Source organism: Flavobacterium sp. HJJ (assembly GCF_015351475.1).
GTDB classification, from domain to species: Bacteria; Bacteroidota; Bacteroidia; order Flavobacteriales; family Flavobacteriaceae; genus Flavobacterium; species Flavobacterium marginilacus.
In genome coordinates this window covers 299017-325728 of sequence record NZ_JADKPR010000002.1, presented here as the reverse complement: position 1 = coordinate 325728, position 26712 = coordinate 299017, and the positions used below count along the sequence as shown (strand labels likewise).

Annotated in this window: 26 protein-coding genes; 18 read left to right on the top strand and 8 right to left on the bottom strand. The window is 34.9% G+C overall.

Annotated features, from left to right (window positions below; translation table 11 throughout):
* Positions 1 to 50: 50 nt before the first annotated feature.
* From IRZ80_RS03210 to IRZ80_RS03175, 8 genes are all read left to right on the top strand, one after another.
* Positions 51 to 749 carry a rhodanese-like domain-containing protein gene (locus IRZ80_RS03210; protein ID WP_194640112.1) on the top strand — a complete coding sequence of 233 codons (699 nt, stop codon included), beginning with the start codon at positions 51 to 53 and terminating at the stop codon, positions 747 to 749.
* Positions 750 to 756: 7 nt separating this feature from the next.
* Positions 757 to 1428 carry a DUF2461 domain-containing protein gene (locus IRZ80_RS03205; RefSeq protein ID WP_194640111.1) on the top strand — a complete coding sequence of 224 codons (672 nt, stop codon included), beginning with the start codon at positions 757 to 759 and terminating at the stop codon, positions 1426 to 1428.
* Between the two features lie 36 nt (positions 1429 to 1464).
* Positions 1465 to 2478 carry a UDP-N-acetylmuramate dehydrogenase gene (gene murB / locus IRZ80_RS03200; protein WP_194640110.1) on the top strand — a complete coding sequence of 338 codons (1014 nt, stop codon included), beginning with the start codon at positions 1465 to 1467 and terminating at the stop codon, positions 2476 to 2478.
* A gap of 25 nt (positions 2479 to 2503) precedes the next feature.
* Positions 2504 to 2950 carry a GNAT family N-acetyltransferase gene (locus IRZ80_RS03195; protein ID WP_194640109.1) on the top strand — a complete coding sequence of 149 codons (447 nt, stop codon included), beginning with the start codon at positions 2504 to 2506 and terminating at the stop codon, positions 2948 to 2950.
* Positions 2951 to 2961: 11 nt separating this feature from the next.
* Positions 2962 to 3576 carry an FMN-binding negative transcriptional regulator gene (locus IRZ80_RS03190; RefSeq protein WP_194640108.1) on the top strand — a complete coding sequence of 205 codons (615 nt, stop codon included), beginning with the start codon at positions 2962 to 2964 and terminating at the stop codon, positions 3574 to 3576.
* A gap of 73 nt (positions 3577 to 3649) precedes the next feature.
* The gene (locus IRZ80_RS03185) at positions 3650 to 4756 is read left to right on the top strand and encodes a glycosyltransferase (protein WP_194640107.1); all 1107 of its coding nucleotides are present in this window, start codon (positions 3650 to 3652) and stop codon (positions 4754 to 4756) included.
* Positions 4747 to 5298, top strand: a complete 552-nt coding sequence (locus tag IRZ80_RS03180) for an RNA polymerase sigma factor (protein WP_115815085.1) — start codon at positions 4747 to 4749, stop codon at positions 5296 to 5298. Before IRZ80_RS03185 ends, IRZ80_RS03180 begins: the two co-directional genes overlap by 10 nt.
* A 279-nt stretch (positions 5299 to 5577) precedes the next feature.
* The gene (locus tag IRZ80_RS03175; protein ID WP_194640106.1) at positions 5578 to 6411 is read left to right on the top strand and encodes an energy transducer TonB; all 834 of its coding nucleotides are present in this window, start codon (positions 5578 to 5580) and stop codon (positions 6409 to 6411) included.
* Positions 6412 to 6490: 79 nt separating this feature from the next.
* Here the strand turns inward: IRZ80_RS03175 and IRZ80_RS03170 are convergent, their stop codons facing one another.
* Complete coding sequence (locus tag IRZ80_RS03170) at positions 6491 to 7357, bottom strand: M48 family metalloprotease (RefSeq protein WP_194640105.1); 867 nt, start codon at positions 7355 to 7357, stop codon at positions 6491 to 6493.
* 243 nt (positions 7358 to 7600) lie between these two features.
* On the opposite strand from IRZ80_RS03170, the gene lipA reads away from it, so the two are divergent.
* The 3 genes from lipA (at position 7601) to IRZ80_RS03155 (ending at position 11840) form a co-directional block, all read left to right on the top strand.
* Positions 7601 to 8500 carry a lipoyl synthase gene (gene lipA, locus IRZ80_RS03165; RefSeq protein ID WP_194640104.1) on the top strand — a complete coding sequence of 300 codons (900 nt, stop codon included), beginning with the start codon at positions 7601 to 7603 and terminating at the stop codon, positions 8498 to 8500.
* Between the two features lie 84 nt (positions 8501 to 8584).
* Complete coding sequence (gap, locus tag IRZ80_RS03160; protein WP_194640103.1) at positions 8585 to 9595, top strand: type I glyceraldehyde-3-phosphate dehydrogenase; 1011 nt, start codon at positions 8585 to 8587, stop codon at positions 9593 to 9595.
* 70 nt (positions 9596 to 9665) lie between these two features.
* The gene (locus tag IRZ80_RS03155; RefSeq protein ID WP_194640102.1) at positions 9666 to 11840 is read left to right on the top strand and encodes an ATP-binding protein; all 2175 of its coding nucleotides are present in this window, start codon (positions 9666 to 9668) and stop codon (positions 11838 to 11840) included.
* Here IRZ80_RS03155 and IRZ80_RS03150 read toward each other — a convergent pair.
* Positions 11837 to 12649 (bottom strand): purine-nucleoside phosphorylase, encoded by an 813-nt coding sequence (locus IRZ80_RS03150; RefSeq protein ID WP_194640101.1) that lies wholly within the window; start codon positions 12647 to 12649, stop codon positions 11837 to 11839. The genes IRZ80_RS03155 and IRZ80_RS03150 overlap by 4 nt on opposite strands.
* A complete protein-coding gene (gene lpxK, locus IRZ80_RS03145; protein WP_194640100.1) occupies positions 12621 to 13646 on the bottom strand; it encodes a tetraacyldisaccharide 4'-kinase in 1026 nt (341 codons plus the stop codon). Before lpxK ends, IRZ80_RS03150 begins: the two co-directional genes overlap by 29 nt.
* Before the next feature lie 141 nt (positions 13647 to 13787).
* Between lpxK and IRZ80_RS03140 the strand changes: the two genes are divergently transcribed.
* From IRZ80_RS03140 to rluF, 4 genes are all read left to right on the top strand, one after another.
* Entirely contained in the window at positions 13788 to 14885 is a 1098-nt protein-coding gene (locus IRZ80_RS03140) for a Nif3-like dinuclear metal center hexameric protein (RefSeq protein WP_194640099.1), read from the top strand.
* 3 nt (positions 14886 to 14888) lie between these two features.
* Positions 14889 to 15668 (top strand): zinc ribbon domain-containing protein, encoded by a 780-nt coding sequence (locus tag IRZ80_RS03135; protein ID WP_194640098.1) that lies wholly within the window; start codon positions 14889 to 14891, stop codon positions 15666 to 15668.
* A 50-nt stretch (positions 15669 to 15718) separates the two neighbouring features.
* Positions 15719 to 16570 carry an alpha/beta fold hydrolase gene (locus IRZ80_RS03130; RefSeq protein WP_194640097.1) on the top strand — a complete coding sequence of 284 codons (852 nt, stop codon included), beginning with the start codon at positions 15719 to 15721 and terminating at the stop codon, positions 16568 to 16570.
* 100 nt (positions 16571 to 16670) lie between these two features.
* Positions 16671 to 17483 carry a 23S rRNA pseudouridine(2604) synthase RluF gene (rluF, locus tag IRZ80_RS03125; RefSeq protein ID WP_194640096.1) on the top strand — a complete coding sequence of 271 codons (813 nt, stop codon included), beginning with the start codon at positions 16671 to 16673 and terminating at the stop codon, positions 17481 to 17483.
* Between the two features lie 45 nt (positions 17484 to 17528).
* Here rluF and IRZ80_RS03120 read toward each other — a convergent pair whose 3' ends face one another.
* From IRZ80_RS03120 to ffh, 3 genes are all read right to left on the bottom strand, one after another.
* Positions 17529 to 18455 carry a magnesium transporter CorA family protein gene (locus tag IRZ80_RS03120; protein WP_194640095.1) on the bottom strand — a complete coding sequence of 309 codons (927 nt, stop codon included), beginning with the start codon at positions 18453 to 18455 and terminating at the stop codon, positions 17529 to 17531.
* A 229-nt stretch (positions 18456 to 18684) separates the two neighbouring features.
* Positions 18685 to 19569: a bifunctional 5,10-methylenetetrahydrofolate dehydrogenase/5,10-methenyltetrahydrofolate cyclohydrolase gene (locus IRZ80_RS03115; RefSeq protein WP_194640094.1), complete on the bottom strand. Its 885-nt coding sequence runs from the start codon at positions 19567 to 19569 to the stop codon at positions 18685 to 18687.
* A gap of 106 nt (positions 19570 to 19675) precedes the next feature.
* The gene (gene ffh / locus IRZ80_RS03110) at positions 19676 to 21037 is read right to left on the bottom strand and encodes a signal recognition particle protein (protein ID WP_194640093.1); all 1362 of its coding nucleotides are present in this window, start codon (positions 21035 to 21037) and stop codon (positions 19676 to 19678) included.
* A gap of 636 nt (positions 21038 to 21673) precedes the next feature.
* Here ffh and IRZ80_RS03105 point away from each other — a divergent pair.
* A complete protein-coding gene (locus tag IRZ80_RS03105) occupies positions 21674 to 22219 on the top strand; it encodes a hypothetical protein (protein ID WP_194640092.1) in 546 nt (181 codons plus the stop codon).
* Between the two features lie 209 nt (positions 22220 to 22428).
* On the opposite strand, the gene IRZ80_RS03100 is transcribed toward IRZ80_RS03105, so the two are convergent.
* Positions 22429 to 23052: an HmuY family protein gene (locus IRZ80_RS03100; protein ID WP_194640091.1), complete on the bottom strand. Its 624-nt coding sequence runs from the start codon at positions 23050 to 23052 to the stop codon at positions 22429 to 22431.
* A gap of 26 nt (positions 23053 to 23078) precedes the next feature.
* Positions 23079 to 25145 carry a TonB-dependent receptor plug domain-containing protein gene (locus tag IRZ80_RS03095; RefSeq protein WP_194640090.1) on the bottom strand — a complete coding sequence of 689 codons (2067 nt, stop codon included), beginning with the start codon at positions 25143 to 25145 and terminating at the stop codon, positions 23079 to 23081.
* A 107-nt stretch (positions 25146 to 25252) separates the two neighbouring features.
* Here IRZ80_RS03095 and IRZ80_RS03090 point away from each other — a divergent pair, with 107 nt between their 5' ends.
* Together IRZ80_RS03090 and IRZ80_RS03085 are read left to right on the top strand one after the other, a co-directional pair.
* Positions 25253 to 26164: a DUF6607 family protein gene (locus tag IRZ80_RS03090; protein ID WP_194640089.1), complete on the top strand. Its 912-nt coding sequence runs from the start codon at positions 25253 to 25255 to the stop codon at positions 26162 to 26164.
* Between the two features lie 117 nt (positions 26165 to 26281).
* The gene (locus IRZ80_RS03085; RefSeq protein ID WP_194640088.1) at positions 26282 to 26626 is read left to right on the top strand and encodes a DUF6686 family protein; all 345 of its coding nucleotides are present in this window, start codon (positions 26282 to 26284) and stop codon (positions 26624 to 26626) included.
* Positions 26627 to 26712: the final 86 nt, after the last annotated feature.

Genomic DNA, 26712 nt, shown 5'->3' with positions numbered 1-26712 from the left:
TCAAAAAGGCAAAAATTGCTTAATTTTACATCAATTAATACTAATTTCCAATGAAAATCAAACAACTCTATTTATTCATCATATCCTTCATTGTTTTCTCCTGCAGCGGACAAACATCGACAAATGTTAAAACCATTGATGTTACCTCTTATTCTGAAAAAATAAAAGCCACTCCAAACGCACAAATTCTGGACGTCCGCACACCCGATGAATATGCAAAAGGACATATTGAAAACTCAGATAATGTTGACTTTCTCAGCAGCACTTTTGTTTTAAAAACAGATAAATACGACAAAACAAAACCCGTGTTTGTATACTGCAAAAGCGGCGGAAGAAGTGCAAAAGCATCTGCAAAACTAGCCGAACTGGGTTTTACCTCTATTTACAATCTTGACGGCGGAATGCTCAAATGGGAAGCTGCAGGACTGGCAAAACCAGACACCAAAATCATCGGTATCTGCAGTCAGGAATATGCTGAACTGTTAAAATCCGATAAAAAAATAGTAGTAAACTTTTATGCACCTTGGTGTGCTCCCTGCAAAAAAATGGAGCCTTACATTCTAAAAATGCAGAAAGAAATGGCCGATAAAGTAACCATCATCCGCCTGAATGCCGACGAAAACAAAACCATTATGCAGGAACTAAAAATCAGTGAACTTCCTACTCTGCTTTCATACGAAAAACAAGCCGTAAAGTGGCAAAAATCAGGATTCGTGAGTGAAGAAGAATTAAAAACCCAATTACAATAATCAGGCCATGCTCTCAAAAGACACCTTACAATTCCTCGAAGATTTAAAAGCCAACAACAACCGTGATTGGTTTCTCGAAAATAAAAAACGCTATGAAGCCGTAAAAAAAGACTACCATCAACTGGTTGCTTCTTTACTCGACACATTGAAACCCCTTGATTCTTCGCTGGAAATGCTGGAAGTCAAAAACTGCGTTTTCAGAATTAACCGCGACGTTCGTTTTTCCAAAGACAAATCTCCTTACAAAACAAATTTGGGAATCTGGATTTCTGCAGGCTCAAAACACACCGAAGCTTCGGGTTATTATCTTCATATAGAAAACGGAAAATGTTTTGTTGGCGGCGGAATGTATTGCCCTCAGCCGGATCAGCTTCAAAAAATCAGGAAAGAAATCCATTTTTTCTATGATGATCTGGTCGAAATCCTGAACGACAAAAAATTCCAGTCCGTTTACCAAAGTCTAAACAGAGACGAAAATTCGACTTTAAAAAATCCGCCAAAAGGCTACGACAAAGAAGATCCAGCGATTGAATTTTTGAAATTAAAAAGCTTTACGGCAACGCAGTCATTCGATACCAAATTGGTTACACAAAAAGATTTTGTTGCGACAATGGCAGAAAAAATGCTAGCCTTAAAACCTTTCAATAATTTTATCGAAAGAGCTTTATACACTGAATAATTCCCAAAAGCAAAACACTCTTAAATCCAATTCTTAATGAAAATTTTAAATGATTTTTCTTTAAAAAACTACAATACATTTGGCATTGAAGCCAAAGCCGAACAATTTGTCGCCGTCCACAGCTTAGCAGAATTGAAAAGTATTTTGGAACAAAATAAAAACAAAAAAAAATTCATCCTTGGCGGAGGAAGCAATATGCTTTTGACAAAAAATATCGAAGCGCTTGTAATCCACATTGATTTAAAAGGAAAAAAAATAATAAAACAAGATGCTGATTTCGTTTGGATCGAAGGACAAGCTGGTGAAAACTGGCATCAATTTGTGCTTTGGAACATTGAACAAAATTTTGGAGGACTCGAAAACATGTCACTTATTCCGGGAAATGTTGGGACAACGCCCGTTCAAAACATTGGTGCTTATGGCACAGAAATCAAAGACACTTTTGTTTCGTGCGAAGCAATACATATCGAAACTCAGGAAATAAAAACTTTTACCAAGGAAGAATGTAATTTCGGATACCGAGAAAGTATTTTTAAAAACGAGGTAAAAGACCAATACATCATAACCTCTGTTATTTTCAAACTAACGAAACAAAACCATAAAATAAATACATCCTACGGTGACATTCTCGCCGAACTGGCCAAAAACAACATCACATCTCCCGGTCTAAAAGACGTAAGTAACGCCGTGATTGCCATTCGCAAAAGCAAACTACCCGACCCAGCCGAATTAGGAAACAGTGGTAGTTTTTTCAAAAATCCGATACTTTTAAAATCCGATTTTGAACCAATACACCAGAAATTCCCTGAAATGCGATTCTTTGACATTTCCGAAACCGAAGTCAAAGTTCCTGCAGGCTGGCTGATTGAACAGGCTGGTTTAAAAGGAAAACGTTTTGGCGATGCTGGAGTTCACAAAAATCAGGCATTGGTTTTAGTAAACTACGGAGGCGCAACGGGGCAGGAAATCTTGAATGTTTCCAAAACTGTTCAGGAAACCGTTTTTGAAACCTTCGGCATTCATATTGAAGCGGAAGTAAATATAATTTAGCACTAAAAAAATTTCGTCCAAAAAAATGCTGACAATCAAAATTTCAGATCCAAATGCCCCCGAAGCTTTCGCAATAATAGAGGAATTATCGCAAAATCTTTATGAGCGCTTTGGCAGTGACGGCAAAAACTCATTTACGGATTGGGAATCTGACAATCCAAAACATGTATTTGTCGTAGCAGTATTAAACACTGAGATTGTGGGATGCGGAGCGATTAGACCGCTTTCAGAAAAAGCTGGAGAAGTAAAACGAATGTTTGCCAAATACCCTGGGAAAAATATCGGACAAGCCATTTTATCATTTTTGGAGTCGAAAGCAAAAGAGCAGCATTATGAAGAATTAGTATTGGAAACACGTGTAAAAAACCAAGAAGCCTGTTCCTTTTACTTGAAATCAAACTATAGAAGAATACCTAACTACGGCAAATACGCAAACCGTTTAGATGCTGTTTGCTTTCAAAAAACACTCTAAAATTTTAAAAAATGTACAACCCGGATATATTCAAGAACGAAGACAAAGACTCCATTCGAAAATTTCTAAAAGAAAATGCATTTGGACTTCTCATCAATCAAACCAATGGGAAATTATTTGCCACGCATATTCCCTTAGAATTGGATTACAACAAAAACGGAGAAGAAATTCTGCACGGTCATATTTCAAAAGAAAATCCGCAATGGACTGCTTTTGAATCAAACGATGAAGTTTTGGCAGTGTTTACAGGAGCTCACGCTTACATATCTTCGTCTTGGTACGATCACGAAAATGTTCCCACTTGGAATTATTCAGCAGTACATGTTTATGGAAAAATCAAAATCATAGAAGGAGATGAAGTAATCGATTCTTTAACGAAATTGGTAGACAAATACGAGCAAAACTCCAAATGTCCAGTCCGAGTTTCGGAATTATCCAAGAAAACAATAATGCAGACACGAGGCATTGTGGCATTTGAAATTAAAATTGAAGAGATACAGGCCAAAAATAAAATGTCACAAAATAGAGATGATAAAAATTATTCTAATATTATTTCGGAATTGAAAAAAACAGAAAAACCTCAATCTAAGGCTGTAGCAAAAGAAATGTCTAAATTGAGAAAGTAATTAGTCATTTTACATTGATAATTGACAATTGCTAATTACATTTGTAATCGTTTTAAAAGCCAAAAAATAAAAGATGCTAAACATTATTTTATACTTTTTTATTGCTGTTGTTGCTGTTCAGCTTTTTTATTATCTCATTGTTTTTGCAAAGTTTTCTTTTGCCAGAGCACAGGAAATTAAACCTACAAATATTCCAATTTCGGTAATTGTGTGCGCCAAAAACGAAGAGGAAAATGTCGCTAAATATATTCCATTATTGGCCGAACAGAATTATCCCGACTTCGAAATCGTCTTGATTGACGATGCTTCGAGCGATACTACTTTGGATATTTTTGAAGAATTTGAAAAAACATATCCTAACATTAAATTAGTTAAAGTAAAAAACAACGAAGCTTTCTGGGGAAATAAAAAATACGCCTTGACATTAGGAATCAAAGCTGCCAAAAAAGAATATCTTCTCTTTACAGATGCAGACTGTTACCCAGCTTCCAAAGACTGGATAACTTCGATGAGTGCACAGTTTACCAAAGAAGAAACCATTGTTTTGGGTTACGGCGGATATGAAAAAATAAACAATTCTTTTCTAAACAAAATAATCCGTTTTGAGACGCTGCTTACGGCTCTTCAGTATTTTTCATGGGCAAAAACAGGCAAGCCATATATGGGTGTGGGCCGTAATTTAGCTTACAAAAAAGAAGAGTTTTTCAATGTAAACGGTTTTATAGATCATATTCAGATTCGTTCTGGGGATGATGACTTGTTCATCAACCAAGCTGCAAATTCAGAAAATACAAGTATTAGTTTTTCACCTGACAGCTTTACATACTCAGCTCCAAAAACCAGTTACAAAGATTGGTTTATTCAAAAAAGAAGGCATGTTGCCACTGCTAAATATTATAAAGCATTCGACAAAATACAGCTCGGACTGTTCTTTATTTCACAATTATTATTCTTGCTGTTACCAATTGCATTATTGGTTTTTCAATTTCAATGGATATTAGTATTAAGCCTTATCGGCTTTAGATATTTAGTTACTTGGATTGTCATTGGCTTTGCTTCTGGAAAATTAAAAGAAAAAGATGTAATGTATTGGTATCCTATTATTGAAATTATACTTATATTCACTCAGATTAATGTTTTCATAACCAATATTTTTTCAAAACCTGCACATTGGAAATAAGCAAACAAATAGAAAAAGCTAAGAAAGGAAACCAGGTTGCCTTTACTTTTCTATTGGATTACTACTGGAATGAAGTCTACGGTTTTATGCTGAAACGAACCGAAAACGAAACCACAGCCGAAGACATTACCATTGAAACTTTCTCTAAAGCCTTTGACAAAATAGCTACATACAACCCAGAATTCCAATTTAACACTTGGTTAATTTCTATTGCAAAAAATGTTCATATTGATTTGATCCGCAAAAAAAAATCGAGCCTTTTTATTGAAATTACCGACGAAGAAGACCAGACTGCCTATAATGTTGCCGATACTACTCCATCGGCAGAAGATGTATTAATTACCGAGCAGAATCTGTCACAGCTATTGCGGTTTATCAAAGAACTGAAACCTCATTATCAGGAGGTAATTCAACTGCGCTATTTTCAGGAAATGAGTTATCAGGAAATTGCGAACAAAATTGACGAACCTTTGAGCAATGTAAAAATCAAACTGCTTCGTGCCAAAAAATTACTTTCAGAAATTATTCAGAACAGAAGGTAATTTTACCAAAATAGTTTACTGAATTTTTATCCCAAAAATACTTTACTCCCTTCCATTATAAGACTTCATATTAATTCACATTAACAGAATTAATTTGTTAAAAAACAATAGTTATATTCAATAAATATTACTATATTTACTTACAGCGATACCTATTTAACAACTTTATTAAAAATAATTATATTCACACATACTAAAATTCCTGTTATTTGCGTTAGAAATAAAAAACCGCTTTAGCTTATGATTTAATCTCTACTTTAACCATTAAATCCATAAATTATGTCTAAACTAAACCTCTACGAAACAAGCTGGACTGACATCGTATTCGAAAACAGAAACAAAGAATACGGCGCGTATCATTTACGTCAGGAAAACACTAAAACAACCTTTTTTGCACTCTTCATGGGAGTATCGCTATTGACAGCCGCAATAAGTATCCCAATGATTTATAATTATCTGAATCCAGGAAACCCGATTACTAATATAGTCCCAGACTTACCACCGATAGTTGTCGTAGACCTTGTTGATCCTATTGTACCAAATGAAACAAAACCGGAAGAAGCTGCTATGCCTGCAGTTGAAGAACCAATTGCACAAAACATTAATACCGATCAACAGCTGATTAACCCTATAATTACACACTCTACAGAAGCAACGATAGAGCCAATTGCCACCAATGAACAGCTCAAAAACACTACTGACAACAGTACTGCAGTTCCAGGCGGAACAGGCGTAGGCACAGGAACCTCAGCAGGAACAGGTACAGGAGCCGAAGCTCCCAGCGTACCCACCAATGCAATTATGAATAGCGCTGTGTTAGATAAAAAACCTGAATTCCCAGGAGGAATCAACAAGTTTTATACCTATGTAGGCAATAATTTTGAAAAACCAGAGCTGGACAGCGAAATGGTTATCCGTGTGAGTGTTTCTTTTGTTATTGAGAAAGACGGAAGCATGACAGACATTAAAGTATTAAAAGATCCTGGTTACGGATTAGGAACAGAAGCAATCCGCGTTTTGAAATCATTAAAAACCAAATGGAGTCCAGGAATTCTTGACGGTAAAGCAGTACGAACTTCTTACAACCTGCCAATAACAATTCAAACAAATTAAATTTTAACCAATAAAAAAGAGAAAGCTGAATGACAATAATTCAGCTTTCTCTTTTTTTGTTCTAAACTTTTAAGATTTATTATTTCTTTTTAGCAGTTGTCGTTTTCTTTTTAGTCGTAGTTACTGTTTTCTTTGGAATAGTATTTACAATTGGTTTTTGCACATACAGCTTATACAAACCATCTTTTTCAGCTCTTGCTTTAGCAGTATCAGCTCTTAGTTTAGAATCAGGATGTGAACTCATCATCTGATCGATGAAAGAACTTTCAGCACCTTCACTCATTTTTGCCAATATTCTAAATGCAGACTCCTCGGCATTTACATCATAGCCGTTTTTTTTCATAAAATCATAAGCAAATAAATCGGCCTCTGATTCTTGTTTACGGCTGTATTTGCTGTCAATCATTGCACTTCCAATTTTAGCCAGCTGGCTGTCGGTAACAGCTGCAACTTTAACAGACTGCGAAGATGCCGCATCGATCAAAGCTTCTTTTTGATACAAAGCTTTCATCGCATCTCTGGAATCATGATTATGAACATGCCCAATTTCGTGCCCAATAACCGCTATCAGCTCATTATCATCCATTATATCCATCAATCCCGAAAAAACACGTACGCTTCCATCTGCAGTAGCAAATGCATTAACATCTTTGGTTAAATATACTTTATAATTTAATGTATAAAACTCCCCTTTCGTATATTTTCCAAAAACTCTAGCCAAACGAATTGCGTAAGGATCTGTTGCCGGTGCTACTTTATTTTCGGCATCCATTTTATCGACCGCTGGTTTGGATAAAGCTGCTGCATCGGCATCAGTAAAAGTGAATGCTGTAATTCCTTTTTGAACTGCTCCTAATGCTTTTTCTCCAAAATTAATTTGAGCCTGAACCTTAGACAGCCCAAACAAAATAACCAATGCACCTGATAGTAATGTTTTAGTGTTCATTTTTTTTATATTTAATTGAGTGTACAAATATACTACAACTTTAAAAACAACGGAATCCCGAATTATTTAAATATTTAAATTTAATGTCGTAAATATCTAAATCCGCTTTATCTGTCTTTTCTTTTTTTTAAGTTAGAATTAAAAAACAGAGCTGACAGCACAACAAGTTTTGTCAAAATTCATAAAAATGGAACCTTAATTCTAAAACTACATTCCTTATCTTTGCAGTCTGAAAATTAAAATATGGAAACTGTTTTAGATAATACATTACCAGCTGCAGCCAAAGACGGTGCCGAAGCGGGTACAGCTAAACCAAAATGGTTAAGGGTAAAACTGCCAATAGGAAAAAAATATACTGAACTTCGCGGTTTAGTTGACAAATACAGCTTAAATACTATATGTACTTCTGGCAGCTGTCCAAACATGGGAGAATGCTGGGGAGAAGGAACTGCAACATTTATGATACTTGGAAATATCTGTACACGTTCCTGCGGTTTTTGTGGCGTAAAAACCGGCAGACCCGAAACTGTAGATTGGGATGAGCCTGAAAAAGTAGCCCGTTCTATCAAAATAATGAATATAAAACACGCTGTTATCACAAGCGTTGACAGAGATGATTTGAAAGACGGAGGCTCAATTATATGGATTGAAACTGTAAAAGCCATCCGCAGAATGAATCCAAATACAACTTTGGAAACCTTGATTCCTGACTTTCAAGGCATCGAAAGAAACATTGACCGCATCATAGAAGCCAACCCTGAAGTGGTGTCGCATAACATAGAAACTGTTAGAAGACTGACCCGCGAAGTGCGCATCCAAGCTAAATACGACCGAAGTATGGAAGTTTTGAGATACCTTAAAGAAAAAGGCATCAACAGAACAAAATCTGGAATTATGCTTGGTCTTGGCGAAAAAGAAGAAGAAGTTTTTCAAACCATGCGTGATCTGCGTGCCGCAAATGTGGACATTGTCACTATTGGACAATATTTACAGCCTAGCAAAAAACACCTTCCAGTAAAAGAATTCATCACGCCGGATCAATTCAAGGTATATGAAAAATTCGGATTGGAACTGGGTTTCCGTCATGTCGAAAGCGGTGCATTAGTCCGATCTTCATACAAAGCGCAAAAACATATTTTATAAATTGTTTATTCGGCAGAACGTTTAATCGGTGAATCGTTTAATTGTTCAGTCAATGAAACAGTTAAACGGTTAAAGAATTTAAACTTGAAAACAAGAATCGCTATTAATGGTTTTGGAAGAATTGGAAGAAATTTATTCCGCCTTCTTTTAAATCACCCTGCTATTGAAGTAGTTGCTATCAATGACATTGCCGATAAAAAAACCATGTCTCACCTAGTAAAGTACGATAGTATTCACGGTGTTTTGCCATTTGCAGTAAGCTATGATGAAAAAGGGATTGAAATTGACGGAAAACATTTTTTATTTTTTCATGAAAAAAATATTTCAAACTTAGACTGGAAAAGTACTGACATCGATTTTGTTATAGAATCTACTGGAAAATATAAAACTTTTGATGAAATAAATGCTCATGTTTTAGCTGGAGCCAAAAGAGTGATTCTTTCTGCTCCAGCTGAAGTTGACAGCATAAAAACAGTTGTATTAGGCGTTAATGAATCAATTCTTGACGGAACCGAAACGATTATATCCAATGCCAGCTGTACTACTAACAATGCTGCCCCTATGATTAAAGTTATAGAGGGATTATGTGGCATAGAACAAGCTTACATCACAACAATTCATTCCTTTACAACTGATCAAAGCTTACATGATCAGCCTCACAAAGATTTACGAAGAGCCAGAGGAGCAAGCCAATCGATTGTTCCGACAACAACCGGCGCTGCAAAAGCTTTGACCAAAATTTTCAAATCACTTGACGGCAAAATGGGAGGATGCGGCATTCGTGTCCCTGTACCAGATGGTTCTTTGACCGATATAACATTTAATGTAAAACAGACTGTTACTATTGAAGAGATAAACAATGCTTTTAAACTAGCATCAAAGACCAATTTAAAAGGCATTTTAGAATACACCGAAGATCCAATTGTATCTGTAGATGTAATTGGCAACAAAAATTCATGTATATTTGACTCTCAGCTTACATCAGTAATCGATAAGATGGTAAAAGTTGTAGGCTGGTATGATAATGAAATTGGTTATTCTTCCCGGATCATTGATTTAATTTTATTATTGAATTCTAATAAAAACACAAATTGAGCACATAAAACATAAGTAATAACCTACGAGTTACTATGAAAAGATAAGGTATATCCATAAATAGCAACCCATGAAGTACTTTTTACTATTATTATTTTTTATTCAAACACAACTATATCCGCAAAAAAAAGCGCCTATAGACAGTGTTGCCTATTACTCAAAACTGATAGCTGACAATGAAAAAGAAAATAATTACAAAGATGTTTTATTATACACTCAAAAGTCAATTAATTATTGCAGGAAGACCAATAAAATCAAAGCCGAAGCTAATCAGACTTTAAAGTTAGGCAAAATTTATTTCGATCTAAAGCTTCAAAATGACGCTATCGAAGTTTTCAGCAAGAGCATCACAATACTCAATACTATTTCTGAAAGATCTTCCAAAGAAACAGCAGAAGCCTATTATTATCTCGGACTGGCTTATATAGAAAAAAAGAAATATACTCTCGCTGAAAGCAGTATTCTAAAAGCTGAAGAAATTCAAAAAAAACTAAATCTTAAAGAATATACAGACCAAATCAATCTGCAAAAAGGGATACTCTCAAAACATAAAAACAATACTTCCTTAGCATCGTCCATCTTCACCTCCATTATTGCCAAACCCCAAAGCAGTATTTTCACAAAAACAGAAGCCTTATATCAGACAGGAATTATTGAGACCGAAAAGAAGCGTTATAATCTGGCTTTAAATTATTTCAGCAAAGCACTGGAATTAAACAAAAAAGAAAAAAATCTTAACCAGCAGTCAAATATTCTGTTCGCCATAAGCACGACTTACGACAAACTGTTAGACAAAACCGCCGCCTATACTTATTTAAAAAAATATCTGAATTTAAAAGAAAGCATTACTCTTGCAAATGACGAAAAATTAGGTATTAACGATTATGAAGCATTTAAAGAGTCTCAACGGATTAGCGATAAATTACAAAAAGAAAAAGAGAAAAAAGAACAAGAAAAAAACAATAAATTCTCCAGACTCATCAGCATATTAGCCATTGCTATAATTTCTATTCTTTCTCTGCTGAGTTTATCATTGTACAAAAACAATATTATACGTAATCAGACCAATTCATTACTGAAAGAAAAAAACAATGAATTGATTGCTGCCAAAAACAAAGCTGAAGAAGCCTCAAAAGCCCGATCTGAATTTTTATCAACTGTGAGCCACGAACTCCGAACGCCTTTGAACGCTATTAACGGAATAACCCATTTATTATTAGAAGAAAACCCTAAAAAAACACAAATGCACTACTTAAAGTCATTACAGTTTTCGGGAAATTACTTAACTAATTTTATTAATGACATCTTAGAAATTAATAAAATTGATTCCAACAAATTAGAAATTGAGTACATCAGCTTTAATCTTAAGCAGTTATTAATAGACATTCAAAATTCTCTTAAAGAAATAGCTACTATAAACAACAATAAATTCGTACTTAAAATTGACCCTGCTATTCCTGAAAATTTAATTGGAGACCCAACGAAATTATCTCAGATTTTCATGAATCTAATTAACAACGCTTTAAAATTCACGAACAATGGCACGGTCAGTGTTATTGCGCGTTTAAGAAATTATACAAATGAAAATGCAGCTATCTATTTTCAGATTGTTGATACCGGTATTGGAATTCCTGAAGACAAATTAAAAACGGTTTTCAAAAGTTTTTCGCAGGGATCAGTCGAAATCAATAGAAAATTTGGAGGAACAGGACTAGGATTGACTATTGTAAAAAAACTTGTCCGCATTTTAGGCGGGCGCATCCTATTGAAAAGCACTGTCGGTAAAGGTTCAACATTTTCATTTGAACTGAATTTTAAAAAAGACCCAAAACCTATTCAAATTAAATCCAAAATTAAAAATTACGATCCCGAAATATTTAAAAACAAAAAAATATTATTAGTTGAAGACAATAAAATCAATCAAATGATAACCAAAAAAATGCTTTCAAGAAAAGACATGGAATGCACCATTTTGGACAATGGAGAAGAAGCTATTCAAGTATTAAAAAATAATACTTACGATTTAGTCTTAATGGATGTACATTTATTGGGAATAAACGGCACTATTGCAACACAGCAGATCAGAGAATTTGACACTTCAACACCTATTATTGCCTTGACTGCTATTTCATTAAATGAAAACAGAGAAATGCTAATCTCTTTTGGAATGACAGATGTAATTACAAAACCTTTTATCCCTGAAGATTTTTACACTACGATTGCACAAAATTTCAGCAATTCTTAACCGTTTACAATTAACTCTTTAATTAACATCCGCAGATTAGGTTCGGCTTCTTTGGCCGCCTGTAAAACCTCATCGTGTGAAATTGTCAATATACTTCCCTCATCGCCCATATCAGTAATAATAGACACACCAAAGGTTTCTAATTCCATATGACGCGCCACAATTACTTCGGGAACGGTTGACATTCCCACACAATCAGCACCTAGAATTTTAACCATTTTATATTCAGCAAGAGTTTCAAATGTTGGTCCCTGTAACCCCAAGTAAATCCCATCCTGAACCTCTATGTTTAATTCTTCTGCAATTGCTTTGGCTTTGGCAATCATTTCAACAGAATAAGGCTGGCTCATATTCACAAATCTTGGACCAAAACGCTCATCATTTTTTCCGCGCAAAGGATGCTCCGGCATAAAATTGATATGATCTTTAATGATCACAATCGAACCGACCTTATAAGTTGGATTTACTCCTCCTGAAGCATTGGAAACAATTAATTTTTCCACACCTAAATATTTCATCACCCGTACTGGAAAAGTCACTTCTTTCATCGAATAGCCTTCATAAAAGTGAAAGCGGCCCTGCATTGCAACTACTTTTTTACTTCCAATTGTACCAAAAACCAATGCTCCTTTATGCCCTTGTACCGTAGAAACTGGAAAATTTGGAATTTCCTCATACGGCAATGTATATTCAATCTCAATATCATTGGTAAAACCTCCCAAACCTGATCCTAAAATAATCCCAAACTCTGGAGTAAAATTTATTTTTTCTTTAATAAAACTAACGGTTTCCTGTACTTGATCCCACATAATTTAAAATATTTTCATCAAAATTATCTCCGTCTGAAAGGAACGTGCTTTTTATTGGCAGATAATAAAGCTGTTCACTCAAAATACTTCCATTCAATCGGACAAAATCTTTTTCTGTTGTTACAATAATCTTATCGCCTGCTTTTTTCTTAATTTCCTGTAATTCGCTTTCGCTAAAATGATGATGATCGGGAAAAGTCAGGCATTCGTCATTAGCTTGCTTCAAATGAGCAAAAAACGACTCGGGTTTTGCAATTCCTGCCAAAAGCAATTTTTCCCGGCTTTTAATTACGCTTACTTTTATCGTCTTTTCGTTCGAATAAACGACATCATCATAAGCAATAAAGGTAAAGAACAAACTTTGATTTGGAGAGAGATTCAGCTGTTTTTTTATGGTGTTTTGCTTCTCTTTCGAAAGGTCTGAAGGGCATTTTGTAACAACCACAATAGCAGCTCTTTTTACACCGCTTCTGCTCTCTCTTAGATTTCCTGTTGGCAACATATAATCATCACAATACAAATCTCCATAAGCGGTAAGCATAATATAAAAACCCGCTTTTACCTTCCGGTGCTGAAAAGCATCATCTAACAAAATGACTTCTGGAGGATTTGAATGAGAAAGCAGCTGTTCAATTCCGTTTTTTCTATTGGCATCGACCGCCACCTGAATATTTTTGAATTTTTGATAAAACTGAAATGGTTCATCGCCCAATTCCAAGGCATTTGAATCAGAATTTGCCAAAATAAACCCTTCTGACTGCCGTTTGTAACCTCTGCTCAATGCCGCCACTTTATATTTATCCGAAAGCAGCCGAATTAAATATTCAATCTGAGGTGTTTTTCCTGTTCCGCCGACACTAAGGTTTCCCACAGCTATAATTGGTAAATTAAAAGAATGTGATTTTAAGATTCCGATATCGAAAAGATAATTTCGAATACTAGTAATAAAGCCATACAAAATGGCAAATGGAAACAATATTTTTCGAAGTAAATTCATTTTACGAAAGTATAATATTTTATCTTTGAACGGAAATTATTAAAAAATAAACAAACGGTAACTTTACAAATAAATTTAGATCAATTTACGTTATTGGTTTATAAAAATTACCGCTAACAAATACCCTGAAAAGATTAAAAAATGAGTACAATAAAAGAAATCCTTTCTGTTCTTGAAGAAATGGCTCCATTGGCTTATGCCGAAGATTTTGACAACGTAGGTTTAATAATTGGGGACGAAAATACAACGGCAACCGGAATTTTGGTCTGCCATGATGCTTTGGAGAATGTAATCGACGAAGCCATTGCCAAAAAATGTAATCTGGTGGTTTGTTTCCACCCTATTTTATTCAATGGAATAAAAAAAATAACAGGACAAAATTATGTAGAGCGCGCCCTGCTCAAAGCCATCAAAAATGATATCGCCATTTATGCTGTTCATACCGCACTGGACAATCATCCTGAAGGAGTAAATAAAATATTCTGCGATACTCTGGGACTCATAAAAACCCAGATTTTAATCCCAAAACAAAATCATATCCGAAAACTGGTTACTTACACCATCCGAGACAATGCCGAGAAAGTCCGCAACGCTTTGTTTGATGCAGGTGCAGGAAGCATTGGGAATTATGACAAATGCAGTTTCAACTCTGAAGGAACTTTTACGTATCAGGGTAACGAAAAAAGTGAACCAACCATTGGAGAAAAAGGCGTATTATCAAGAGGAACCGAGGTTAAAATCGAAGTGGTTTACGCCAAACATCTGGAGTCCAAAATCATAAAAGCCCTAAGAGAAAACCATATTTACGAAGAAGTTGCCACCGAAATCTACAATATGAAAAACACCTTTAACCATATTGGTTTAGGAATGATTGGCGAGCTTGAGGAAGAAATGGACGAGATAGATTTCTTAGCATACGCCAAAGACAAAATGCAGGCCGTCGGAATCCGCCACTCAGCATTTACAGGCAAAAAAATTAAAAAAGTAGCCGTCTTGGGCGGTTCTGGAAGTTTTGCCATCAAAAATGCAATTCAGGCCGGAGCTGACGCTTATCTGACATCTGATTTAAAATATCATCAATATTACGAAGCCGAAAACAAGCTTTTATTGGCTGATATCGGACATTTTGAAAGCGAACGCTATACAAAAGAGTATATTGTTGATTATCTTAGAAAAAAAATCCCTAATTTTGCAATCATTTTATCGGAAGAAAATACAAATCCAGTTAAGTACTTATAGAATATGGCGAATACGAAAGAATTAAGTGTTGAGGACAAGTTAAGAGCAATTTACGATTTACAGTTAATTGACTCTAGAATTGACGAAATCAGAAACGTTAGAGGAGAGCTTCCTTTAGAAGTTGAAGATCTTGAAGATGAAGTTGCTGGTTTAAGCACTCGTTCAGAGAAATTGAAAGGAGAACTTGAGGTAATCGAGAACCTTATCAAGCAGAAAATAAATGCAATTGATGAGCACAAAGAAGCTGTCAAAAAATACACTAAGCAGCAAGAAAACGTTCGCAACAATAGAGAATTCAATTCTTTGACAAAAGAAGTTGAGTTTCAGGAATTAGAAATTCAATTAGCAGAAAAGCAAATTAAAGAAATGAAAGCTTCTATTGAGCACAAAAAAGAGGCAATTAGTTCTTCTAAAGAAAAATTAGATTCTAAATCATCTCATTTAAAACATAAAAAATCAGAATTAGATGCTATCATGTCCGAAACTCAAAAAGAAGAGGCATTCCTGACTGAAAAATCAGCAGAATTTGAAGCATTAATCGAAGAGCGTCTTTTGGCAGCTTACAAAAGAATCAGAAGCAGTGTTCGTAACGGACTTGCAGTTGTTTCTATCGAAAGAGGAGCATCAGCTGGATCATTCTTCACGATTCCGCCACAGACACAGGTTGAAATTGCAGCCAGAAAGAAAATCCTAATCGATGAGCACTCTGGAAGAATTTTAGTCGACACCATTCTGGCTCAAGAAGAAAGAGAGAAAATGGAGCAATTATTTGCTACATTCTAAAAAACAACTAAGTCCCGATTAAATCGGGACTTTTTTTATACTACATTATTTTGAGCCTAAAAAAAAGCATTCAGTTTCTATTTGTCAAATCTGTTGGGCAATACATTAATTTATTGAGTTTTGTGCATCCAAAAAATGCGCTGAACCTATCGTATAAACTTTTTACCAACCCCAGAGTAGGTAAAATTCAGGAAAACCAGCTCCCAGAAATCCTTCAGGGCACCATAAAAGAAAAATTCCAGCATGACGAAAACTATTTCCAAACCTATACCTGGGAAGGAAATGACACCAAAATTCTTTTAGTTCACGGCTGGGAAAGCAATTCGGCCCGCTGGGAGAAAACCCTTCCCTATCTCCAAAAATCAGGAAGCACCATCATCGCAATAGACGCCCCTGCACACGGACAAAGCAGCGGCAAAGAATTCAACGTACCCCGCTATGTCGAATTCATCAATAAAGCTGTAAAGAAATACAGTCCTAGCATCATTATCGGGCACTCCATCGGCGGTTCGGCCTGTGTCTATCATCAGTATCTGCATCCAGAAACCAGTATCAAAAAAATGGTGATTCTCGGCGCACCTTCCGATTTAAAAACACTCATCACTAATTATATTGAAATGCTGAGTCTCAACCGCAAAATGTTTGCACTTTTAGAAAAACGATATCTGGAAAATTTCAATTTCAGACTGGAAGATTTCTCAGGAGAGACATTTGCCAAACATATCCAAATTGACGGAATCATCGCCCACGATACCACCGATACAGTAGTTGCGTTTTCTGAAGGACAAAAAATAGCCAGCGGCTGGAAAAAAGGAAAATTCATCACTACCAAAGATTTAGGCCATTCCATGCACGACGATAAACTATATAAGGAAATCTATCAGTTTTTATTTGAAAAATAGACTTTTAGATTTTTAGATTAGCAAACTGCATAACTATCAAAAAAAAGCAATCTAAAAATCTAAAAATCCAAGAAGTCTAAATTTTGACTATTTTTGCACTATGGAAGAAAATCTAAAACGTCTCAATAAATTCATTGCCGAAACAGGCTACTGTTCCCGCCGTGAAGCCGATAAATTCATAGAAGAAGGCCGGGTAACCATCAATGGAGCAGTACCGGAACTAGGAACGAAAGTCTCGCCAGATGACGAAGTGCGTATAGACGGAAAACTAATCCGTGAGAAAACCGAAAAACCTATATATCTTGCTTTCTACAAACCAGTAGGAATAGAATGCACCACCAATCTGGAAGTCCGCAATAATATTGTGGATTACATCAATTATCCAAAACGCATTTTTCCAATCGGCCGTTTAGACAAAGCCAGTGAAGGATTAATTTTCATGACCAATGATGGCGATATCGTTAATAAAATACTGCGGGCACGCAACAATCACGAAAAAGAATATACCGTAACGGTGAACAAGCCCATAACCGACCGTTTCATTGAGCGAATGGGCAATGGCGTACCTATTTTAGACACTGTAACCCGAAAATGTAAAGTAGAGCAAATTAGTAAATACATCTTCAAAATCATTCTGACGCAAGGTTTAAACCGCCAGATCCGAAGAATGTGCGAATATTTAGGCTACGAAGTTACCGCTCTGAAACGCATCAGAATTATCAATATTTCACTGGACATTCCAATAGGACGCTACCGCGATTTAACCGATGCCGAAATAAAAGAACTTAACCAATTAATCGAACCTTCCAGCAAAACAGAGGAAGCAAGTTTGCCAAAACCAGAACCTCAAAAAAGAAGAACTGAATTCATCAAAAAGGATGATCCCCGATTTAAGAAGAGAAGAGATTATTAAACTAAAAAAGCCGTTTCAATTGATTGAAACGGCTTTTTCTTTGTATCAAAACCATCTTCTTCTTTTAAATAAAAAAACACCAAACATAGAAAGCAAAACTGAAACAAGTATAATAATTGGCATACCGTAATTATTGTTTTCTAAGTTATTTGGCACATTCATCCCATACAAACTGGCAATTACTGTAGGAATCATCAAAATAATGGAGATAGAAGTCATCTGTTTCATAATCGCATTCAAATTATTAGAAATAACCGAGGCGTAAGCATCCATCATTCCTGTTAAAATGTCGCTATAAATATTAGTTGTTTCTTGCGCTTGACGCAACTCAATCTCTACATCTTCCAACAATTCAGGGTCATAAGAATCTCTTTGGGATTTAACATTCTTGATTCGATGGAGTAATATATCATTGCCTTTCAAGGAAGTCATAAAAAAAACCAAACATTTTTCTATTTGCAGCAAGGCTTGTAATTCTTCATTTTTGATAGATTCTTCCAAATTATCTTCGGCCAATTTTATCTTTTGATTAACCTGTTTCAAGTATTTCAAATACCAAACGCTTGATGATAAGAGCAGTTTTAAAACCAAATCAAAATTATCTTTGATGTCTTTATTTTTCCGCTGAGTGTAGATTACAAAATCCGTCAGCATTTCCGTTTTATGAAAACTAATGGTAACACAAATTTCTTCCTTAAAAATAACACCAACAGGAATTGTGTTAAAAGGCAGTTTTACATTATCTGTACTTACTGGAATCCTAATAATAATCAAAGTCCAGCCATTCTCTACTTCTATACGGGGTCTTTCATCAATATCTTCGATATCATTGTAGAATTCTTCAGGGATTTGTAATTCTTCTAAGAGGTATTTTTTTTCGTCTTCTGTTGGACATTCAATATTTATCCAGCAGTTTGGAGTCCACTCTTTAGACTCGATTAATCCGTTATTGTTTTTGTAAAAAGCCTTCATTTCAAAATTCCATAGGTTAAGTTATAGCATCTTGAAAGTTTTTCAAGTGCTTTATTCTTTCAATATTTCCGAATAATAATCGTCCATTGAGCTGTTCATTTTAAGTTTTGCAAAAATATCCTTTATATTTTAAAAACATCAGGAAGGAATGGATATTTAATAAAGTCTTAAGCAAAAAAAACCTCAAACTTTCATTTGAGGTTATACGGATAAATTGTCTAAAACAATTTTATTTATTTCTGCTTCTGATTTCTCTTGCCAATAATGTGTTTTTTAACAGCATTGCAATTGTCATTGGCCCAACACCGCCTGGAACGGGAGTGATGAAAGATGACTTTTTGCTTACGCCGTCAAAATCAACGTCACCTGTAATTTTATATCCTTTTGGATTTGAAGCGTCTTCAACACGGGTAATTCCCACATCAATTACTACTACGCCCTCTTTTACCATATCAGCCTTTAAAAACTCAGGCACTCCTAAAGCCGTAATAATAATATCAGCATTTTTGGTGTACTCTTCCAAGTTTTTAGTTCTGCTGTGCGTCAAAGTAACCGTTGAATCACCAGGATTTCCCTTACGGCTCATCAAAATACTCATTGGCCGGCCCACAATATGGCTGCGCCCGATAACTACGGTATGTTTTCCAGCTGTTTCTACCTTATAACGCTCCAATAATTCCATTATTCCAAATGGAGTTGCCGGCAAAAACGTTTCCATATCCAAAGCCATTTTTCCAAAATTGGCAGGGTGAAAACCATCCACATCTTTGTCAGGATCAATAGCCATCAGGATTTTTTGCTCGTCAATATGCTTTGGAAGCGGTAACTGAACGATGTAGCCATCAAGATTATCATCTTCGTTTAATTCCTTAATCTTAGCAAGAAGAGCTTCTTCGGTGATATCGGCTGGCAGGCTTACTAAAGTAGATTCGAAACCAATTTGTTCGCAGGAACGCACTTTGCTTCCCACATACGTTAAGCTTGCTCCGTCTGTTCCCACAATAACTGCTGCCAAATGAGGTACTTTTTCCCCATTATCTTTCATTGTTTTTACTTTGGCTGCGATTTCATTTTTAATGTCTTCCGATGTTTTTTTCCCGTCGAGTAGCTGCATTTTTACTGTTTATTGTTTGTTGTGTATTGTCTAAAAAGCTTGTTTATTTAAATTAAAAAAGTTTCAAGTTTCAGCACCAACAGCCTGAAACTTGAAACTATGTTTATTATCTCATTCCTGGCATACCTCCAGGCATTCCGCCTTTCATTCCGCCCATCATTTTCATCAAGTTTTTTCCTCCCGGCCCCTGCATCATCTTCATCATTTTGCTCATTTGCTCAAACTGTTTCATCAATTGATTCACCTGTTCCACTTTTGTCCCGGAACCTTTGGCAATCCTAATTTTTCTTTTGGCATCAATTACGGCAGGCTTGCTTCTTTCAATCGGTGTCATCGAATGGATAATCGCTTCAATATGTTTGAAAGCATCATCTTCAATTTCGATATCTTTCATTGCTTTTGAAGCTCCCGGTATCATTCCTACCAAGTCTTTCATATTACCCATTTTCTTAACCTGCTGAATCTGTGAAAGAAAATCGTCAAAACCAAATTCGTTTTTAGCAATTTTCTTTTGGATTTTTCTAGCTTCTTCTTCGTCATATTGTTCTTGAGCTCTCTCTACCAAAGACACAACGTCACCCATACCAAGGATACGCTCTGCCATACGATTTGGATAGAAAACATCAATCGCATCCATTTTTTCGCCTGTACCAACAAACTTAATTGGTTTGTTCACTACTGATTTAATCGAAATCGCAGCTCCTCCGCGGGTATCACCATCTAATTTAGTTAAGATAACCCCGTCAAAATTTAAGATATCGTTGAATGCTTTTGCAGTATTCACAGCATCCTGACCTGTCATAGAATCCACAACGAATAAAGTTTCCTGTGGCTGGATTGCTTTGTGAACTTTCTCAATTTCATCCATCATTTCCTTATCGACAGCCAAACGCCCTGCTGTATCGACAATTACAACATTGAATCCATTAGCTTTGGCATGTTTGATTGCATTTTGTGCAATCTCAACCGGATTTTTATTTTCTGGTTCAGAGTAAACCTCAACTCCTATCGAATCTCCCACAACATACAACTGCTGAATCGCCGCCGGACGATAGATATCACAAGCAACCAAAAGCGGTTTTTTATTCTTTTTTGTCTGAAGATAATTTGCCAATTTTCCAGAGAAAGTAGTTTTTCCAGATCCCTGCAAACCTGACATTAATATAATCGATGGATTTCCCTGAAGATTAACACCAGCAACATCACCGCCCATCAGTTCAGTAAGCTCATCTTTAACAAGCTTTACCAATAATTGCCCGGGCTGTAATGTCGTTAATACATCCTGACCAATTGCTTTTTCTTTTACTTTGGTTGTAAAATCTTTGGCAATTTTAAAGTTAACATCGGCATCAAGTAAAGCACGGCGAACTTCTTTCAAAGTTTCTGCAACGTTTACCTCAGTGATTTTCCCGTGTCCTTTTAATATATGAAAGGCTTTGTCTAGTTTATCGCTTAAATTATCGAACATAATGGTGTTTCTCTTAAATTAAGGCGCAAATTTAATGATTTGATATTGAAGTTTAAATAGTATTAGAAAATAAAAAATCAATTGTTTTGAAAATTAAAGCAAAAAAGCCATCTGCTTATTATTTTGAAATAAAATTTGTCGTTCAAGAAACACCTTTACAATTTTCAGCAGGAATTTCACAAACCTGCAGAAAACTGCCAAAATGAACCGTAAAAAAATTGTATTTCAACTATACAAAAAACAAATTTTGATTCCTTATCAGTACCCAAATGAATTAAAAATCCAAACTATAAATATCATTTTAAGATTTTCTATTCTACTTCTTTCCGCAATCTATAAATGGATAATTTTGTCGGATTTTTTACACTTTTAGCATCAATTTAATTCAAACGTTTTCGTTTAATTAGCCGTTTGCAGAAAGAGCAGTTTTAAAATAATAACTTTTGTTAAAATACTAAATATAATTTAATTTAAAAACATAAAAAACGTTATATATTTTGATATTTATAAAAAAAACACATTTTTTTTATAAATTTAATAACAAAATATTTTGTCGATTGAAAAATAGTTTATACTTTTATCCTAACAAAAAAACATAAAAAACACAAAAATATAACATAAAAAATAAAAAAAATTATGAGAACAATTATCACCTTCGCTTTATGTGTAAGCTTATTTACTGTATCTTATTCACAAGAAAAAAAAGTAAATAAAGAAACAAAAATTGAAGAGCTGCCTGAAGTAGTAGTATCATCAAAAAATGATTTTACTAAATACATCCCAGACAACAATCCTGATGCAGTTGTCAGAAATACCCAAAACGAATTTCTTTCGTATAAAGTGGATGATGGCTACAAAGATTTTGACAGCTATTTAGTGACTTTAGAAAGCAAAAAGGGATCTTTAACAGCTACTTACAATGAAAAAGGAATATTAATGTCTGTTTCCGAAAAATATGTAAATGTGGAATTGCCGAGAGAACTTATGAAAACAGTTTATCTTGCCTATCCTGAATGGACAGTTACCCAAAGTAAGTTTGTATATTCACAAGAAAAAGGGCAAATATTGAAAAAAGCATACCTTTTGAAACTTAAAAAAAATAACAAAACTCAAAATATATTAGTGAGTTCAATAGGCGAGATTACTAAAATAAGCAAATCAGAAGGATTAGCAATGAATTAAAAATCGCTGTAGCTCAAAAAACCAAAAAAAAAAATCAACTAACCATTAGTTAACCAGAGGAGAGACGGTCTGTAGTTTGAGACGGTCTCTCCTTAATTTTTTACATAAAAAGATTCAAAATTCCGTTATTAGTATGTCAAAAAAAGGGCTGCCCATTTGCACTGCTCTCTTCTTCAAAAAAAACAAAACTAACTAATTTGCTTATCTAATTAAAATGTCGTTGTACTATTTGCCTGATAAGCAAAATTAAAAGTATAATAAGGCGACACAGATGTAGCATCTGGTGTTACAGGCGCATCTTTATAATAACTTAAGATTTCGAATTTTGCATACTTGCCATCATGCGTTTTTACCACAAATACTTTTCCTGCAATAGCCGAAATAATGTGTGTTGTTGAATTATACGAATACCAACCATTTCCGCTTCCTGTAGGAATTGCATAAACTGAAGTTGCATCTGCTTTAAAACTAGTTGCCACTGGAAAAGTAGTTACACTAGCAAATGTTCCAGAAACAGAACTTACTAATCCTGATCCTGTTCTCGCTGGTTCACCTGCATCTGCGGCATTGTATTTAGCTCCTCCATTTACGATTATAGTCGTTCCTCGGAAAGCAATATCCCAATTATCATTGGCTACAACTTTGTTTTCAGAAAAACTGAATTTTGTAAATTCGCCACCCGCTGGTACTGCTTGTCCACCTGTCTGCGGTGCATAAAGATTAGAAAATTTTTGAGTTACTACAGCAGGTATTGGATCATTATCATCATTACTGCACGATGCGATAAAAAGTGTCAAGGCTAAAATCGAAAGTTTTAAAAAATTTGTTTTCATTGTAAAAGTGTTTAAATAAGGGTTAATTAAAAATTGTATTGAATTCGTGCAAAAAGCTGTCTTCCGGAAAGGTTTGGAATCTGACTTGGATCGGTATAATTAAGTAAATTATTGGCACCAGCCTGAAATAGTATTTTGTCTGTTATGTATTTTGAAACAGATAAATTAGCTGTAAAATAATCATCTACAAAAGTGTCGTGTTTGTCCAGAATCTGATTTCCATTAGTATCATACAAACCGTATCTGCTTCGGTAAAAAACACGCAGATTGACATCTGTTTTTATTTTCGGAATCGTGTATGCCATTTTAATATTGGCAGTATGTTTCGAACGATTGTACAAACCGAAATAATCCGATTTATTAATTTTAATGGTTTGCAGTTCAGCATTTCTGATGTATTGATAATTCTCAAAATTATCGACAACCGATTTGTCTTTCGCAGTCAAATATTGATAACCAAATGATGCAGAAAATTCATTGGTAAAATTATAGGCCGAATTAAATTCTAATCCATAAGTAAAAACTTCGCTGACATTGAAATAACTAAAAACGTTCTGGCTATTGTTTTTTTGAGCCACCACTCTCGTATCAATCAAATTACTTATCGAATTGTAAAATGCGTTTGCATCAACTTTCAGTTTGTTTCTTTTGTAAAAAGTTCCAAAATTGACATTCACGGCACTTTCGGCTTCCAATGGAGTATTAAAACTGATCCCTTCTACTCTTTTCAAAATTTGGCCTTCAGCATCCAATTGATTCAAACGATCTTCAGCAACATTATAGCCCAAAACCGTATAACCAACCGACGGATTAGAAAAATCAAAATACAGCTGGCGGAAATCAGGCGCTTTGTAACCGTAACCAACAGATCCTTTTACAGAAAAATCAGTATTGATTTTATAATTTACGGCTAATTTTGGACTTAACTGCGAGGCATATTCACTGTGATTATCATATCTAAATCCCGCAAGAATATTCCATTTTTCGCTTGGATTCCAATCGTATTGCACAAAAACATATTCAGAAGTGAATTCTACATTTTTACTAAAATAAGTTCTGTCCAAAGTTTCATAATTCAGTCCTATTCCAGCAGTAAGCTTGTCATTATTTATTGCCAAAGTTGTTCTGGCTTCTGGTCGAAAAAGCCATTGATTATAGTAGGTTTTATCATAAAGAACATCGTTTTCATCATTCAAAAACGAATCATTTTTATAATTAGTGGCATATAATTCATATTCTGAATAGAGTTTTGAATTCCATTTGTGTTCCAATTTTACTTGGGAATTCCATTCGTTTTCTGCTGCGTCTCCTTTGTAATTTTCAGCATCAATTATGGCAACGTTATCCATTTTCTGATTATAGAAACGATTGCTCACAATCAGCTTTAGATTTTCTGAAAAATCATAGTAAAGCTTGGGCTGAATGGTATAATTGTAAAAATTTTCGAGATTTTTTAAAGGCGTACTTTTATCTAAATCGTATCCGTCAGAGGAATAGAAATTAGCAAACAAATTAGCCGAAAACTTCTTCTTTTTCCAAAGAAGATTTGCATTAGCATCATTAGTATTAAAAGAAGCATATCGATAAGAAAGACTGCCCGAAAACATATCTTTCTTCGGCTTTTTTGTAATGACATTAATCACTCCGCCCATGGCTTCGGAACCGTACAAAGCAGATGAAGCTCCTTTTACAATCTCAATTCTTTCGATATTTCCAACAGAAACTCTTGACAAATCCAGAATTCCAGCACTTCTTCCTACCAAAGGGACGCCGTCAATTAAAACCATCGTGTAAGCCGAATCTAAACCCTGCATCTGAATACCCTCAAAACCACTTTCGTCCGGAATCAGGATAATTCCTGTCTGCTCATTTAAAATTTCATTCAATCTCGTTACGCCAGTTTTAGCAATTTCTGCCGAAGTAATTATGGTCATCGGTAACGGCAATGACGAAAGAACTCTCTCTGTTCTTGTTCCTGTAACCACCATTACCTCTAACAATTCATTAGTTTGAATACTATCTTTTTTCTTTTGCTGGGCGAAAGAAATCTGATAAAAAAGGAGAGCAGAAAAGAAAGTAATTCTATGTTTCATTATTTTTATTTAATCTTAATAAGCATTGCAAATATATAGTTATTTTTATTTATTCTAAATAAATTTAATATATTTGTCAAAAAATTTTTAAAAATAAAAACCCAATTATGAACACAAAAAAGACTTATCTAACTGTATTAATGACTATTACAAGCCTTATTGGATTCAGTCAAGACGCTAAAAAAGAAGACATAAAAGCCATCAAGTCAATGTGTGGCTGCTATGAAGTAAAATTCAACTTCACTGAAACTTTCAAGTATCCAAAAGATTCTGCCAGCTACAAACCATCAGAAACAAAACATGAATCTGCACTTGAATGGATAGAATTACTGGAGGACAAACCCAGCAAAATAGTATTACAGCATTTGTTAATTGTTGGGAAGGGAGAAAACGACATTGTAAAGCACTGGAGACAGGACTGGCTTTATGAAAACACCGATTTATATTCTTTTTACAAAGACAATACGTGGAAGTTTAACAAATTGACAGCCAAAAACGTAAAAGGACAATGGTCACAAAAAGTATATCAGGTGGATGACAGTCCGAGATACGAAGGCTCTTCAAGCTGGGCACATATTGACGGGAAAAACTATTGGCTAAACACCGCTGATGCACCGCTGCCAAGAAGAGAACACACTAAAAGAAACGATTACAACGTTCTAAAAAGAAGAAACATTCACGAAATCACCCCTACCGGCTGGAATCACGAGCAGGATAATCAAAAACTAGTAAGGGACGAAAGCGGAAAAGATTATCTATTGGCCGAAGAAAAAGGATTTGATGTTTATACTAAAGTGGAAGACAGCAAATGTCTATTGGCACAAAACTGGTGGAAAAACAATAAGGAAGTCTGGGCAAAAGTGAGAAGCAAATGGGAGAAAGTTTATGGCAGCAATAAAGATTTATCGCTGCAGAATAAAGTAAACAAGAAATCACTTTTCTCTCTTTTATTTGATTTAAAACCAACTGCAACGCAAGCAGAAGTTGATGCAATCATTGATTCATTTGTCATTAAATAGTGATTAGCTTCTAAGTCTAGATTCGAAATTTCACAAAAACGGATTCTTTCTATGCTGTACAACTAAGGACTAAAAGCTAAGGACTGAATAAAAATAATAATTCAAAGAACCACACTTATGTGCAATCTAAAAGTATTAAACCGGACTTCAAATGGCATTTTGCTCTTTTGTCAGCATAGAGATATGTATCAGCTGCTGTTCAATAATCTTACCTTTGACTTGAGCGGCATTGAAATGACTAGTTTTGCCAATTATATCGATCAGATTGACATTGATTATTGGGAAAGGGAATATAAAAATTCCATTTATGAAAAGAAAATTCCAATTCCTACTCTGCAGTCTAATTTTATTATTCTGCTCAACAGAAAAGAACTGGAAGAACTGCGCTTTTTGGTCGATTGTGTCAGCGAAGACAAAATACTGAAACCGGTTGAAATCAATTATCTGATTATTTCAAATTGATAACACATATAGAAACAGCACATATAAAAAAACCGTCCCATTTAATAAAACTGGACGGTTTTTTTATAATGCAAAATTTTTACTCC

Bases quoted from the DNA above. Each gene is read 5' to 3' on its own strand.
- IRZ80_RS03155 (WP_194640102.1), top strand. From the start codon at position 9,666: ATGAAGTACTTTTTACTATTATTATTTTTTATTCAAACACAACTATAT.
- IRZ80_RS03195 (WP_194640109.1), top strand. From the start codon at position 2,504: ATGCTGACAATCAAAATTTCAGATCCAAATGCCCCCGAAGCTTTCGCA.
- IRZ80_RS03090 (WP_194640089.1), top strand. From the start codon at position 25,253: ATGAACACAAAAAAGACTTATCTAACTGTATTAATGACTATTACAAGC.
- rluF (WP_194640096.1), top strand. From the start codon at position 16,671: ATGGAAGAAAATCTAAAACGTCTCAATAAATTCATTGCCGAAACAGGC.
- IRZ80_RS03095 (WP_194640090.1), bottom strand. From the start codon at position 25,145: ATGAAACATAGAATTACTTTCTTTTCTGCTCTCCTTTTTTATCAGATT.
- IRZ80_RS03100 (WP_194640091.1), bottom strand. From the start codon at position 23,052: ATGAAAACAAATTTTTTAAAACTTTCGATTTTAGCCTTGACACTTTTT.
- ffh (WP_194640093.1), bottom strand. From the start codon at position 21,037: ATGTTCGATAATTTAAGCGATAAACTAGACAAAGCCTTTCATATATTA.
- IRZ80_RS03205 (WP_194640111.1), top strand. From the start codon at position 757: ATGCTCTCAAAAGACACCTTACAATTCCTCGAAGATTTAAAAGCCAAC.
- IRZ80_RS03085 (WP_194640088.1), top strand. From the start codon at position 26,282: ATGTGCAATCTAAAAGTATTAAACCGGACTTCAAATGGCATTTTGCTC.
- IRZ80_RS03135 (WP_194640098.1), top strand. From the start codon at position 14,889: ATGGCGAATACGAAAGAATTAAGTGTTGAGGACAAGTTAAGAGCAATT.
- IRZ80_RS03175 (WP_194640106.1), top strand. From the start codon at position 5,578: ATGTCTAAACTAAACCTCTACGAAACAAGCTGGACTGACATCGTATTC.
- IRZ80_RS03170 (WP_194640105.1), bottom strand. From the start codon at position 7,357: ATGAACACTAAAACATTACTATCAGGTGCATTGGTTATTTTGTTTGGG.
- IRZ80_RS03105 (WP_194640092.1), top strand. From the start codon at position 21,674: ATGAGAACAATTATCACCTTCGCTTTATGTGTAAGCTTATTTACTGTA.
- murB (WP_194640110.1), top strand. From the start codon at position 1,465: ATGAAAATTTTAAATGATTTTTCTTTAAAAAACTACAATACATTTGGC.
- IRZ80_RS03115 (WP_194640094.1), bottom strand. From the start codon at position 19,569: ATGCAGCTACTCGACGGGAAAAAAACATCGGAAGACATTAAAAATGAA.
- IRZ80_RS03185 (WP_194640107.1), top strand. From the start codon at position 3,650: ATGCTAAACATTATTTTATACTTTTTTATTGCTGTTGTTGCTGTTCAG.
- IRZ80_RS03210 (WP_194640112.1), top strand. From the start codon at position 51: ATGAAAATCAAACAACTCTATTTATTCATCATATCCTTCATTGTTTTC.
- IRZ80_RS03150 (WP_194640101.1), bottom strand. From the start codon at position 12,649: ATGTGGGATCAAGTACAGGAAACCGTTAGTTTTATTAAAGAAAAAATA.
- lipA (WP_194640104.1), top strand. From the start codon at position 7,601: ATGGAAACTGTTTTAGATAATACATTACCAGCTGCAGCCAAAGACGGT.
- IRZ80_RS03120 (WP_194640095.1), bottom strand. From the start codon at position 18,455: ATGAAGGCTTTTTACAAAAACAATAACGGATTAATCGAGTCTAAAGAG.
- lpxK (WP_194640100.1), bottom strand. From the start codon at position 13,646: ATGAATTTACTTCGAAAAATATTGTTTCCATTTGCCATTTTGTATGGC.
- IRZ80_RS03190 (WP_194640108.1), top strand. From the start codon at position 2,962: ATGTACAACCCGGATATATTCAAGAACGAAGACAAAGACTCCATTCGA.
- IRZ80_RS03140 (WP_194640099.1), top strand. From the start codon at position 13,788: ATGAGTACAATAAAAGAAATCCTTTCTGTTCTTGAAGAAATGGCTCCA.